At 71.8% G+C, this 13,241-nt stretch carries 10 protein-coding genes; all 10 read right to left on the reverse strand.

Translation table 11 applies throughout. The features are described from left to right. Positions 1–23: 23 nt before the first annotated feature. The gene (locus JOD48_RS00255; protein ID WP_204806617.1) at positions 24–974 is read right to left on the reverse strand and encodes an alpha/beta fold hydrolase; all 951 of its coding nucleotides are present in this window, start codon (positions 972–974) and stop codon (positions 24–26) included. Then, positions 971–2,701 carry an ABC transporter ATP-binding protein gene (locus tag JOD48_RS00260; protein WP_204806619.1) on the reverse strand — a complete coding sequence of 577 codons (1,731 nt, stop codon included), beginning with the start codon at positions 2,699–2,701 and terminating at the stop codon, positions 971–973. The genes JOD48_RS00255 and JOD48_RS00260 overlap by 4 nt, the downstream gene beginning before the upstream one ends. Continuing rightward, entirely contained in the window at positions 2,698–3,666 is a 969-nt protein-coding gene (locus JOD48_RS00265) for an ABC transporter permease (RefSeq protein ID WP_191791140.1), read from the reverse strand. Before JOD48_RS00265 ends, JOD48_RS00260 begins: the two co-directional genes overlap by 4 nt. 5 nt (positions 3,667–3,671) lie before the next feature. Then, positions 3,672–4,652, reverse strand: a complete 981-nt coding sequence (locus JOD48_RS00270; protein WP_204806621.1) for an ABC transporter permease — start codon at positions 4,650–4,652, stop codon at positions 3,672–3,674. A gap of 134 nt (positions 4,653–4,786) precedes the next feature. Then, on the reverse strand, positions 4,787–6,442 hold the full coding sequence (locus JOD48_RS00275; protein ID WP_225227179.1) for an ABC transporter substrate-binding protein: 1,656 nt from the start codon (positions 6,440–6,442) through the stop codon (positions 4,787–4,789). A 192-nt stretch (positions 6,443–6,634) separates the two neighbouring features. After that, positions 6,635–7,744, reverse strand: coding sequence for a LacI family DNA-binding transcriptional regulator (locus tag JOD48_RS00280; RefSeq protein WP_191791143.1), 1,110 nt, complete (start codon positions 7,742–7,744; stop codon positions 6,635–6,637). 120 nt (positions 7,745–7,864) lie between these two features. Beyond that, positions 7,865–8,527: a response regulator gene (locus JOD48_RS00285; protein WP_191791144.1), complete on the reverse strand. Its 663-nt coding sequence runs from the start codon at positions 8,525–8,527 to the stop codon at positions 7,865–7,867. After that, complete coding sequence (locus JOD48_RS00290; RefSeq protein WP_204806622.1) at positions 8,524–9,630, reverse strand: sensor histidine kinase; 1,107 nt, start codon at positions 9,628–9,630, stop codon at positions 8,524–8,526. The genes JOD48_RS00285 and JOD48_RS00290 overlap by 4 nt, the downstream gene beginning before the upstream one ends. 107 nt (positions 9,631–9,737) lie before the next feature. Next, positions 9,738–11,798, reverse strand: coding sequence for a hypothetical protein (locus JOD48_RS00295; protein WP_204806623.1), 2,061 nt, complete (start codon positions 11,796–11,798; stop codon positions 9,738–9,740). A gap of 157 nt (positions 11,799–11,955) precedes the next feature. Then, on the reverse strand, positions 11,956–13,152 hold the full coding sequence (locus JOD48_RS00300) for an MFS transporter (protein WP_204806625.1): 1,197 nt from the start codon (positions 13,150–13,152) through the stop codon (positions 11,956–11,958). Between the last annotated feature and the right edge of the window lie 89 nt (positions 13,153–13,241).

Raw genomic sequence — 13,241 nt, forward strand, 5'->3', positions numbered from 1 at the left:
TGTGCCCGACGGCGCCGCGCGCCTCAGGAGCCGCCCTGCGGTCCGGGGGGCCCGGGCGGGCGGCCGGCCCAGAAGTCTGCGAGGAGGGCGGCCGTCGCGTCGGGGTTCTCGATGTTCGGCAGGTGCCCCGCACCGTCGATCACGGCGTAGCGCCCGCCGAGCCGGCCAGCCATGTCGTGCTGCCACTCCTGAGGCCACGCGTCGTCGTCGACGCCGTGCGCCACGAGCACGGGCAGGCCCGTCGCGGCCAGGCCGGGCGTGAGGTCTGTCGGGTCCTCGAGGACGTCGATCGCACCGAGCAGGTTGTCGACGCTCGTCGCGATCGACCGGTCCCGCAGGAAGCGGGTCTCGGCGTCGAGCGCGTCGAGCACCGCGGGGCGCACCTCGATGCGCCGGGACAGCTCGGCGTTGTCGAGCGTCCACAGGTCCACGACACCCCCCGCCCCCACGAGCCGGGCGCGCTCGACGTCCTTGCGGCCCGCCCACCCGCGCGGCCCCGAGCAGAGCATCGTGAGGTCGGCGAACGGGCGCGGGTCGCGGATCGCCGCCGCCCCGGCGACCACACCGCCGAAGCTGTGACCCACGAGGTGCAGGTCGCGGGCCCCCGTGACGTCACGGACGATCTCCGCGACCTCCAGGGCGTCGCCCGTGAAGTCGTCGAGGCCGTACGCGTCGACCCCCTCGGGGGCCACCGAGTCCCCCTGGCCCCGCTGGCTGTACGACCACGCGTCGTAGCCGTGCGCGGCGAGCAGCGGCAGCAGGAGCCGGTGGTCCTCCTTGGAACCCGTGAACCCCGGCACGACCAGCGCGACGCCACGAGCCGGGACACCGCCGGGCACGTCGGCACGGAAGGCCGAGACGGGACCGACCGCCAGGTCCAGGACGAGGGGCGTGACGCCGTCGGGCACGGGCAGGACCGAGAACGGCGCGCCCGCCCGCACGCGGCCCGTCCCCCGGACCGTGCCCGCGCTCATGCCGCTCCCCCGCCCGAGAACCGGCGGGCCGGCTGCGGGATCGCGTCGAGCAGCGTGGTCGTGTACTCGTCCTCCGGGAAGCGCAGGACCTGCGCGGTCTCCCCGCGCTCGACGACCTTGCCGTGGTGCAGCACCATGATCCGGTCGGTGACCACGCGCGCCGAGAGCAGGTCGTGCGTGATGTACAGGAGCGAGACGCCGGTGTCGGCGCGCAGCCCCTCCAGCAGGGCGAGCACCCCGGCCCGCAGGGACACGTCGAGCATCGAGACGGGCTCGTCGGCGATGAGGACCTGCGGGTTCGAGGCGAGCGCCCGCGCGATGACGACGCGCTGCCGCTGACCGCCCGAGAGCTGGTGCGGCAGCTTGGCCGCGTACTGCTCGACGGGCGTGAGGCCCACGGTGTCGAGCAGCTCGAGCACGCGAGCCCGGGCCGCCTCTCCCTTGAGCCCGGTGAAGTTCTCGACCGGCCGCGTGAGCGTGTACTCGACCGTGTGCAGCGGGTTCAGGGCGGAGTACGGGTCCTGGAACACCATCTGTACATCGCTGTGGAGGACCTTGAGCTGGCGTCGGCGCAGCCGGTCGACACGCAGGTCGCCGAACGTGACCGACCCCGACGTGGGCCGCTCGACCCCGGTGACCATCTTGGCGATGGTCGACTTGCCCGAGCCCGACTGCCCCACGAGAGCCATGGCCGCCCCCGGCTCGAGCCGGAACGACACGTCGTCCACGGCCACCACGGGCTGCTCGCCCCGGCGCGGGGCCGGGTACACCTTGGACACGCCCTCGACCACGATCGCGTCCTGCGCCGCGCGGCGCACGGAGCCGTCCTGCCTGCGGGCGGTCTCGGCGCCCCGGTCCGCCGCGGCGGTCGCGCTCGTGCCGGCTGTGTCGGCCCCGGGGCGGCCGCCCGCTCGCGGGACGAAGCCCGGCAGCTCGACGACCTCCGCACGCGGGTCCGCGTAGTGCGACAGCAGCATCTGCGTGTACTCGTGACGCGGCGCCTCGAAGACCTGGCGCGAGGCACCGTCCTCGACGATCTCGCCCTCGTGCATCACGACGACGCGCTGCGCGGACTCCAGCACGACCCCCAGGTCGTGCGAGATGAGGACCGCCGTGAAGCCCTCGGCCGCCTGGAGCTCGCGGATCGTGTCCATGACCGCGTGCTGGACCAGCACGTCGAGCGCCGTCGTCGGCTCGTCGAACACCATGAGGCGGGGCTCGAGCGAGAGCGCGAGCGCGATCGAGACGCGCTGGCGCATGCCGCCCGAGAGCTCCCCCGGATAGCGGTCCAGCACGGTCGAGGGAAGCTGCACCTTGTCGAGCAGCTCGACCGCGCGCTGACGACGGCCCGTCTTCGGCACGTGACCGTGCGCCGCGAAGACGTCGCCGAAGTGGTGCGCGATCGTGCGCACCGGGTTGAGCGCGTTCATGCCCGACTGCAGGACCATCGCGAACCCGCCGCGGCGCTGCACGCGCAGCTCCTCGGCGTCGAGGTGCGCGATGTCCTTGCCGTCGAACACGATGTGGCCCGACGAGATGCGCGCGGGCGGCTTGGCCAGGCGCGTGATCGCGAAGCCCAGGGTCGACTTGCCCGACCCCGACTCCCCGACCAGGCCCACGAACTCGCCCTGCTCGAGCGAGAGGGTCACGTCCTTGACCGCGTACGTCGGCTCGGCCCCACGGGGCTCGTAGACGACCGACAGGTCCTTGATCTCCAGGAGGCTCATCGTCCGGTTCCTTCCCGCAGCCGCGGGTTGGACAACCCGTCGACGCCGAAGTTCACGAGGGTCATCGAGGTGGCGAGCAGCGCGATGCACAGACCAGGAGCGAACAGGAGCACCCACTGGCCCGTGAGGATCGCCATCGAGTTCTGGGCCCAGTAGATCATCGAGCCCCAGCTCACGGTCGACATGTCACCGAGCCCCAGGAACGACAGGCCCGACTCCGCGAGGACCGCCGAGGTCGCCGCACCGAAGAACGACCCCGCGATCATCGACGTCATGTTCGGCAGGATCTCGCGGAAGATCACGCGCACCGAGCTCTCGCCCGAGAAGATCGCCGCGGTCACGAAGTCGCGCGAGCGCAGCGACTGGGTCTGGGACCGCAGCACGCGCGCGCCCCACGCCCAGCCCGTGATGACCACCACGAGGATGATCATCGGCAGGCCGCCGTTCTGGAGGTAGGCGGCGATGATCACCATGAGCGGCAGGCCGGGCATGACGAGGAACAGGTTGACGAGGAAGTTCACGACGTCGTTGCCCCAGCCGCGCAGGTACCCCCACGACAGGCCGATCACGACCGCGACGACCGTGGACAGGCCACCGGCCACGAAGCCCACGAGCAACGAGACGCGTGCGCCGTAGATGACCTGCGACAGGACGTCCTGCCCCGCACCCGTGGTGCCGAGCCAGTGCGCCGCGCTGCCCGGTTCGTTGCGGCCGAACGAGTCGTCGTGCGGGCTGTAGGGAGCGAGCAGCGGCGCGAAGACCGCCATGAGCACGAACACGCCCAGGAGCACGAGGCCCACGCGGGCCTTCGGGTTGGACCAGACCGTCGCGAACGCGCGGCCGATCACCTGGGCCGTGCGACCCAGACGGGTCTTCGCCGGCCGGCTCGGGGGGCGCACGGCCTCGGGGGCCGGGCCCTCCGGGTCCGGGGTGAGAGTGGTCAGGGTGGAGATGGGATCAGTCATGTCGGTCACCGCCTCGTCCGGGGGTCGAGGACGCCGTACAGGATCTCCACCAGGAAGTTCGCGAGGAGCACGCTGACGGTGATCATGAGGAACAGCGCCTGCATGAGCGGGAAGTCCTGGTTGGTCACGGCGTTGTAGAGCAGGTAGCCCATGCCGGGGTACTGGAAGACCTGCTCGACGAGCAGGGAACCGCCGACCACGCCGCCGAGCGCCATGCCGAAACCGGTCAGGTTGGGCAGGATCGCGTTGCGGGCCGCGTAGCGCACCGCGACGGTGCGACCGCGCAGGCCGTTCGCCTCGGCGAACGTCACGTAGTCGTCACCGAGCGTGTTGATCATGGTGTTGCGCATCCCGAGGATCCAGCCGCCGAGAGACGTCAGCAAGATCGTGATCGCGGGCAGGGCCGCGTGGTAGAGCGCGTCACCCACGAACTCCCACGACCAGTTGGGGACGGCCGTGGCCGAGTAGGCGCCCGACGTCGGGAACCAGCCCGCGACGTACCCCAGGAAGAAGAGGATGAGCAGCGCGGTCCAGAAGTACGGGAACGCCGAGAGGAAGCTGCCGGCGACCGTGGGGACGGAGTCCATCCACGTCCCGCGCTTCCAGGCCGCCCCGATCCCGATGAGCGTGCCGAGCACGAACGCGACGATCGTCACGAGCCCGACCATGACGAGCGTCCAGGGCAGTGCGCCCGCCACGAGCGTCGAGACCTGCTGGGGGAAGAACGTGTACGACACCCCGAAGTCGAGATGGACGATGTTGTTCAGGTACTGCACGTACTGGTCCCACCAGCTGCCGTCGGGGACGCCGAGCTGTGCCTCGATCGCCTTCTGCACGGCGGGGGTGACGGGGCCGTTCTGGGCGAGCTTGGCGATCGCCGCGTCGGCCGGTGATCCCGGCATCAGGCGGGGGATGACGAAGTTGAGCGTCACCGCCGCCCAGAGCGTCAGGACCAGCAGGCCGAGCTTGCGTAGCGCGTAGCGCACGGAGCCTCCCGGGGTCGGGTCGGTTGGGTTTCTCGGGGTGTTCGGTGGTGCGGGGGTTCGTGAGCCGGCGCCACGGCCGGGGCCGGTACGTGCCGGGGCGCGGGGGGCGCCGGCTCACGGACGAGGGACGGGCGTCAGCTCGCGGGCTTGAGGCTCGTCAGGATGAGCAGCGGCGTCGAGTCCCAGGTCTTCGGGGACGCGTACGGGTCCTCGGCACTGGGCCAGCCCGTGAAGCTCTTCTCGGAGAACAGGCCCCACGAGCCGCCGTAGAACAGCGCGATCATGGGCATCTGCTCGTAGGTGACCCGCTCGAGCTCGTCGACGATCTCCTGCTGACGGGCCTCGTCGACCGTGACCTTGAACTCGGCGAGCAGCGCGTCGGCCTCGTCGGACTGGAAGCGGCCGAAGTTGCCCGACGCCGTCGTGCCGATGTCCGCGATGAACTCGGAGCCCATCATCCCGTTGTAGTCCTGGTAGGGCTGGCCGGTGCCGCCCACGGTGCCCATGACCATGTCGAACTCGCCCGAGCGCATCTCCTGCTGGTACGCGGCCGGCTGCGGCTGGACGATGCTGACCTCGATGCCGAAGGCGTTGAGCTGGTTCTTGACCTGCTGGACGCCCTGGAGCCAGTCGGACCAGCCGTTCGGGGTCGTGATGTTGATCGTGAGCTGCTGGCCCGACGCGTCGACGAGCTTGTCGCCCTGCTTGGTGTAGCCGGCCTTCTCGAAGTACTCGAGCGCCGTGGCGTCGTCCTTGTCGATGTAGCCCTCGTTGGGGATCTCCTCGTTGAGGATCGCCTCCTGGTTGGGCAGCATCAGGCCGGTCTGGCTCGCTCGGTCGACGTAGCCCTGCTCGGCCTTGTCGGCGATCTGCTGCTTGTCGAGCGCGTAGGCGATGCCGTGACGGAAGTTCACGTCGTTGTACGGCGCCTTGGTCATGTTGGGGATGAGCGCGATGGTCGCGCCGGCGGGGTACCAGTACGTGTTGTGGTCGGGGTTCGCAGCGACCCACGTGTCCTCGACGTCGCTCATGAACGCGTACGCCCAGTCGTAGCCCTTGTTGACGATGTCGAGCTCGGAGTTGGCCGCGGGCTGCACGAGCTCGGTGACCGCGACCTTGTCCGCCTGCCAGTACTTCTCGTTCTTCACGAGCGTGTACTGGTTGGGGGTGAACGCGCCCAGCGTGTACGGGCCGGTGCCGACCGGGTCCTCGTTCGTGAACGTGACCGGGTCCGGCACGTCCTTCCACAGGTGCTCAGGGACGATGAGCGCCCCCGCGATGATCTTGGCAGCCGGGACGTCGTCGGCGGAGAGGTGGACGACCACGTTGTCGCCGTCGACCTCCGCGGACTCCATGTGGCTCCAGATGCCCTTGAGGTCGAGCTCGGGGTGCGCCTTGAGGAGGTCGAACGTGAAGACGACGTCGGCGGGCGTGAACGGCTCGCCGTCGGACCACGTGACGTCCTTGCGGATCTCGAAGACGACGGTGCGCGCGTCGGGCTGCTCGTAGCCCGTGGCGAGCCACGGGGTCTCGACGCCCGTCATCTCGTTGATGATCACGAGGGGCTCGTACATGTACGTCGCGGTGTTGCGCTTGCCCGACGAGAACGGGTTGAAGTTCCGGTCGAACGTCGGCGAGCCGTTGTCCGCTGCGATGAGCATCGAGGACTCGCTGCCCGTCCCGCCCGAGGCCCCTTGGTTCTGCACGGGGGCCGAGCATGCGGTGGCGAGCACCGCGGCGGTCGCCGCGATCGCGACGACCTGTCGCACTGAGCGCGTCGTGCGCGTCATGGACATCCACTCCTCTTCATTGAGGCCTCTCCTGCGAGGGGCTGTGCACGCCGGGTCAGCGCGCTGTGATCCGGCGAGTGTATGCGCATACATTCAGGGGAGGCAAACCGTGGCGGACGCCGACGGCGACCGTACCCACCGCAGACGGTGACCGGCGAGGACGCCGACGGTGGCCGACCAGGCCGGCGACGTTCAGTGGCAGCCGCAGCTCTCCCGGAGGAGCACGCGCACCGGCAGGTTGATCGTCGCCGGAGGTTCTGCCGGGTCGGCCATGCGCACCCGGAGCCGCTCGACCGCCGCCCGCCCCAGCTCGACCATGGGCTGGCGGACCGTCGTCAGCCGCGGGATGGAAACCTGGGTCGCGTCGATCCCGTCGAACCCCGTGAGCACCACGTCGCCCGGGACGTCGATGCCCTCCTCGGTGAAGACGTCGAGGATGCCGAGCGCGGTCTGGTCGTTGGAGCACACGAGCGCTCGCGGCAGCGGGGTCCCCGACGCGCGCCGCTCGGCGAGCAGGCTCCTCGCGATCTCGCGCGCGACGGTCCGGGTGAAGTCGCCCCGGACGAGCGGTGCGACGGGTACCGGCAGTCCGGCGTCCGCGACCGCCGACCGGAAGCCCGAGAAGCGCTCCTGGTCGTCGGGCGCCTCGACCGGTCCGCCGACGAACGCCAGGTCCCGGATCCCGTGGTCCTGCACCAGGTGCTCGACGAGCGCGCGCACCCCGGCCGAGTTGTCGACGCTGATGTGGTCGTGCGCGTCGCCGCGTCGCGGACCCGCCATGACCACCACGGGGATGCGGCGCGCGATGTGCGCGAGCAGGTCGTCCGGCACGGTCGCCGACAGCACCGCCAGGCCGTCGACGCGACCCGCGAGGTCCGAGACCGCCTCGGTCCCGCGCAGTCCTCGGGCGACCGTGATCATCACGGCGAGTCCTGTGCGCCAGGCCTCGAGCTCGGCGCCGCGCATGACCTCGCCGATGTACAGGTTGCTCCAGCGCGACGTCGGGGCGGTCCCCACGTCACGGACGACCTCGACGTGCTGGCCCACCCGGACGGGCTCGGGCAGGTCGTCCACGTCGTCGATGCCGTCCACGTCCGGGAAGCACAGACCGAGGACGCCCGTCTGCCGGGCAGCCAGCCCGCGCGCGGACCCCGAGGGCACGTAGCCCAGCTCGAGGATCGCTTCGTGGACGACGCGTCGCGTCTGCTCACGCACGTCGTCGGGACGACGCAGCACGCGCGAGACCGTGGCGATCGACACCCCGGCCCGTTGCGCGACGTCGTACACCGTGGGCGTCTTCACCAGCACTCCTCCGCTCGCCGCGGATCGTCAGCGGCACTCGGTGACACCTTACGGCGCACGGCGGGCGTCTCGCTGAGGCCGGTCCGCCCCCGGACCGCCGATGCCGCGGGGAGGCCTCGCTCAGCCGGCGTCCGTGTCGGGCAGGCCCGCGTCGTGACCGAGGATCGCGGCCTGCGTCCGGTTCGTGACCCCGAGCTTGACCATGGCGTGGGTGAGGTGGGTCTTGACCGTCGGTTCGGCCATGTAGAGCGCCCGCGCGATCTCGGCGTTCGACAGGCCCGTGGCGAGGAGCCCGACGACGGCCCGCTCCCGTTCGCTCAGCTCGCCCACCCGGGCCCGCGCCTCCGCCTGCCGGGTGGTCATGGCGGGACCGAGCGAGTCCAGCAACCGACGCGTCACGGCCGGCGAGAGCATCGCGTCGCCCTCGGCCGCGGCCCGGATCCCGCGCTGGACCTCGCTCACCGTGCTGTCCTTGAGGAGATAGCCCGCGGCACCGGCGCGCAGCGCGGGCACGACGTACTCGTCGTACTGGAAGTTCGTCAGGATGACGACGGCGACCTCGGGCGCCACCCGACGGATCTCCTGCGTGGCCTCGATGCCGTTCATGACGGGCATCTGCATGTCCATGAGGACGACGTCGGGGCGGCGCGCGATCACGGCCTCGACCCCCAGGCGGCCGTTCTCGGCAGTCCCGACGACGTCGAGGTCGTCGGCCGCGTCGACGAGGGCGGCCATCCCCTCGCGGAAGAGGCTCTCGTCGTCGACGACCACGACCCGGATCATGCGGGTCCCCACGGCAGCACGGCCTCGACGCGGAAGCCGCCGTCGGACGTGGGTCCGATCGTGGAGCTCCCGCCGACCAGCTGGACCCTCTCGCGGATGCCCTGGAGCCCGTGCCCGCCCGTGGGCAGCTCGACCTCGGGGATCGCCGTCGGCCCGTTGCGGACCTCGACCCGCAACGAGTCCGCCCCCTCGTGGACCGCCACGGACGTCTCGGCGCCGGGGGCGTGGCGCACCGCGTTCGTCAGCGCCTCGCGCACGATGCGCACCGCCGTGCGCTCGGTGACGCCCGGCGGCTCCCCCGGGTCGACGTCGGCGTCCACCTCGACCGGTTGTCCCACGGCCCGCGCCTCCGCCACCAGCACGGCGACGTCCCGGAACGACGGCTGCTCGAGCCCCGCCGGGCTCCCGTCCCGGCTGAGCAGGTGCAGCACCCCCCGCATCTCCTCGAGCGCCTCGCGCGCGGTGTCCCGGATCCGGTCCACGTCGTCGCGGACCTGCGGGTCGTCGACCTTGGTCTCCAGGAGGTTGGCCTGGAGCACGACGTAGCTGATCCGGTGGGCGACGACGTCGTGCATCTCCCGGGCGAGCCGCTCACGCTCGGTCGTGCGCACCTGGGCAGCGAGGTGTTCGGCGGCCTGGGCTCTGCGGTCACGGAGCGCAGCCGCCGCGACCCTCTCCGCGCGTCGGCTCCGCCCCGCGAGCCACGGCCCGAGCACGAGCAGGACCAGCACTGTCGCGATCGCGACGTCAGACCTGCCGAACGCGAGCGGCGCGGCAGGGAGCACCAGGAGGGCACCGGCTACCGCCCACGCTGCGCCCCGCCGTGGGGTGAGCCGCTCTCCGACGGCGAACGCCGCGAGAACCAGGGCGGGGATCGGCGAGATCCAGGACAGGAGCGCGCAACCCACCAGAGCCGGCCCGACGAGCACGGGCCGCAGGAGCAAGGCTGCGCCCAGGAGCTGCGCGACCAGCTCAGCCCACAAGGGAGCGCCTTGGACGCCCACCACCGAGCGGGAGATCGCCACGGCGACGCCCGCGAGCGCGGCGAACGACGCGACCGCGACGTCGCGCCGCGAGATCGACCCCAGGGCGGGCATCCGCATGCTGCCAGGCTAGCCAGGAACACCGCGCGAGGGCGGTCGAAGAGTGCGCACCGGAGCAGGCCGCCCCCTCCGCGGTGGGAGGGGACGGCCTGTGCCGGTAGCGACGGTCAGCTCTCGGTGGCGTGGGTCTTGCGACGGCCCGCGAGCACGAGGCCCGTGCCGGTCAGGACGATGAAGGCTCCGGCGACCGCGAGCACGCCGGTGTTCACGCCGGTCGAGGCGAGGTTCGCGGCGTCGGTCCGCTGGACCGCGGCGGCCACCGGGACGGTGTCGGTCAGGCCCAGGTTCGTCGGGTCGGTCGAGGCGGCGGTCCGGACGGTCCCGTCGGTCCCGACGAAGACCGGGTCCACGGCGTCGGTGACGACGGGCGTCGTCGGGCCCTCGGGCGCGACCGGGGTCGTGGGGTCCTCCGGCGTGACCGGGTTCTCAGGATCCGTGGGCTCCTCCGGGGTGACGGGCGCCTCGGGCTCGTCGGCCAGGCTGATGCCGACCCAGTCCCAGGCGGTCGACGGACGGTCGAGCTCGCCCAGCCCGATGAGCCAGTGCGGGAACGTCGCAGGCATCCACTCGCCGTTCTCGTCGGTCGTCCCGTGGTTGTTGTGGTCGCTGCCGGTGTAGAAGTGCGGGCTGCCCTGCTCGGTGCCCTGCGCCGAGCCCCACAGCTGGAACTGCGGGAGGCTCGCGACGTCGAGGCCCGCGGGGACGCGGACGAACACGCGCTGCCCCGGCGTCACGGACGAGATCGGGTGGCCGTTCGCGTCGACCAGGGTCACGCCGGCCGGCACGGCCTGGCCGTCCGCGGTGCGCAGCTCGACGTGGATGTCCCCCGTCCCGCCGACGAGCGAGGCCGTGAAGCCGTAGTCGGTCGACCCGTCGGTGTTCCTGACGTAGCCGTGCGAGACGAACCCTGGCTGCGGCATGACGACGTTCGCGGTGAGCCCCTGCTCGATGAGCCAGGCCGCGGTCTGCAGCGTGGCCATGCGGTCGCTCTGGCTGTTCTGGTCCCAGGTGCGCGTCCAGTCCTGCTGGAAGGTCTCGTCGGGGTTCTCGGGGATCTCCTGGGCGGTGAACTGGTCGAGCGCCTTCTGGCTCAGGGTCACGTGCCCGGCGTCGTCGACGTCGAAGAACAGGCCCATGACGTCGTGACCGGTCGAGAAGTACCAGACCGCGAACTGGGTCGCCTCGTACGCGGTGTAGTCGGCACGGCGCGCGTTCTCGGACGCGACGTACTCCTCGGCCTGGGCCTGCGTCCACCAGCCGTTGTCGATGTACGACTGGTACTGCTCGATCGTGACGGAGCTCTGCACGACCCCCGCCCGCGCGAAGAGCGCCTGGGCGTCGATCCCCCGGGCTGCCTCGTCGGCGCCACCCTTGTACCCGTTGACGAGCACGGTCTGCTGGGCCGAGGTGTTCTCCCAGTGGATGCCCTCGGCGTCGGGCGTCACGGTCTCGTCGCCAGACCACACGTGGTACCAGTAGTTCGCGATGTCGCGGTCGTAGACCATGTGGACCGTGCCGTCCTCGTCCTTGAGCGTGTGGTGCAGGATGTGCAGCTGCGGGTTCCCGCTCCAGCCCTGCCAGTCACGGCCCGAGGTCACGTCACCGAACTCCATGAAGTACCAGTAGTCGCACCCGAACCCGTCCTCGCCACCGTCCTCCCAGTGGGGGTGGTAGTCGGCGTCGGGGTAGACGGGCGTCGACTGCAGCGCGCCGAACGCCGACGCAGCGGCCAGCGGGGTGCCCGTGGTCTCGGTCGCGGCGGAGTCCGTCTCCTGCCCGACGGCGTCCGCCCCGGTCGCGGCCTGGTCCCCGGGGTCCGCCGCAGGCGTCTCGGCGACGGGTTCGCCCTCCTCGACGGGCGCTTCCGGCGCGGGGTCGGCGGGCGCTGCCTCGTCGGTCGGCACCTCAGGGACCACGGGCACCTCGGGCACCTCGGGCACAGCAGGCACCTCGGGGGCCGGGGCGACGACCGGGTCGACCGGCGTCGTGCTCTGCGGGGCGGGCGCCTCGGCGGCAGGTGCTTCTTCGGCGAGCGCCTCGGGGTCGGTCGTGGCGGGGGCGCCGGCTTCGGGGGCTCCCGTCCCCTCGGCGGCGAACGCCGCAGCCCCACCACCCAGCACGAGCGCGGCGGAGACAGCAGTGGTGGTGACGGTGCGAAGAACCTTCATGATCGTCGAGCTCCTACGTGATGGGTGTGTGCGCTGGTCGCGCCCTGACCCCTCTACGTTCTCGCCCGGCAGGGGGGTGCCGACTCACCCCTTCGGACCGACCGACCTCATCCGAACGTCTCGACCTGCGCCATGGCGTGCGAGCGACAGCGTGCCCTCACGTCGTGGCGCGCAGCCCTCGGGCGACTGCGACGAGGCAGCCCGCGCAGGCCACCGCGACCACGGCGAGCAGCACGGTGTACCCGGCGAGCGCGGTCGCCGCGGCCAGGACCACGGGCAGCAGGAAGCCCACGTAGGACAGGCTGTAGTAGACGCCCGTGAGTCCCGCGAGGTCGGTGGGCGTCGCGACGGCCTGCACCTCGACCAGTCCCGCGACCACGCAGATCCCGTAGGCAGCACCGAGCGTCACCGCGGCGAGCCCCCCGAGCGGTGGCGACAGCACGGCCGCGTTGGCCGTGGCGAGGACGATGCCGACCAGCATCAGGCCCATCCCGACGACGAGCGCCCGTCCGCGCGTGACGCGGTCGATCGCCGGGACGAACGCCTGGACCGCCGCTCCCGTGCCCAGCGTGAGGACCGTGAGCAGGGTCGCGTAGGCCAGGGACAGGTCGCCGGTCTGCTCGACCACGAGCTGCGGCATGACGGCGTAGGCGATCCCGGCGGCCCCGAAGATCCACGGTGCCGCGGGCACCACGACGCGCACGAACCGGCGGTGCGAGGCGGCGGGGACCCGCAGGTCCGCGAGGAGCGAGGTCGTCGACCGGTGCCCTCCGATGGTCTCGGTCGCGCTCGCGAGCAGGACGAGCGCGACCACGCTGAGGACGACGTGGACGGCGTAGGGCGTGATCGTGGGCCATGGCCCCCACTGGGCGAGCACCCCGGAGACCCCTGCGCCGATCCCGAAGCCGAGCGTCAGGGACAGCGACGGGCGGCGGGCGCCCGCAGTCGGGTCGGTCCCCAGGTCGAACGGCGGGCTCGAGAGCTCCTTGACCCAGCTGGTGCCGACCGACATCGCGACGCCCACGCTCAGTCCGGCGAGCAGGCGCCCCAGGCAGATGACGACCTCGCTGCCGAACCCCAGGGCCAGCAGCGCGCTGGCCCCGATCCCGCCCAGGACGCCGACGACGGCGAGCGGCTTGCGCCCGTACCTGTCGGACAGCGGGCCGGCCACGAGCAGGCCGGGCACGAGCCCCAGGACGTACATGCCGAGGAACAGGTCGACCATGACGACCGAGTAGTCGCCGAGGTCCTGGTACATGTGCAGCAGCGGCGTGAAGTGGTTCCCGCCCCAGGCCATGACGACGAGGGCCGGGGCGACGCGCAGCCAGCCGGGGAAGGGGCGTTGGCGGTTCATGTTCTTTCTCGGGGGACGACGACGGTGAGACGGTGGCGGCTCGTCGACGGGCAGGGCGCGGCCACGACAGGAGGCCGAGCGGGAGGTCG

The organism is Oerskovia paurometabola, assembly GCF_016907365.1.
GTDB lineage: Bacteria > Actinomycetota > Actinomycetes > Actinomycetales > Cellulomonadaceae > Oerskovia > Oerskovia paurometabola.

Coding starts and splice junctions, on each gene's coding strand:
- JOD48_RS00255 (WP_204806617.1), bottom strand. CDS start 974: ATGAGCGCGGGCACGGTCCGGGGGACGGGCCGCGTGCGGGCGGGCGCG.
- JOD48_RS00260 (WP_204806619.1), bottom strand. CDS start 2,701: ATGAGCCTCCTGGAGATCAAGGACCTGTCGGTCGTCTACGAGCCCCGT.
- JOD48_RS00265 (WP_191791140.1), bottom strand. CDS start 3,666: ATGACTGATCCCATCTCCACCCTGACCACTCTCACCCCGGACCCGGAG.
- JOD48_RS00275 (WP_225227179.1), bottom strand. CDS start 6,442: ATGACGCGCACGACGCGCTCAGTGCGACAGGTCGTCGCGATCGCGGCG.
- JOD48_RS00285 (WP_191791144.1), bottom strand. CDS start 8,527: ATGATCCGGGTCGTGGTCGTCGACGACGAGAGCCTCTTCCGCGAGGGG.
- JOD48_RS00290 (WP_204806622.1), bottom strand. CDS start 9,630: ATGCGGATGCCCGCCCTGGGGTCGATCTCGCGGCGCGACGTCGCGGTC.
- JOD48_RS00295 (WP_204806623.1), bottom strand. CDS start 11,798: ATGAAGGTTCTTCGCACCGTCACCACCACTGCTGTCTCCGCCGCGCTC.
- JOD48_RS00300 (WP_204806625.1), bottom strand. CDS start 13,152: ATGAACCGCCAACGCCCCTTCCCCGGCTGGCTGCGCGTCGCCCCGGCC.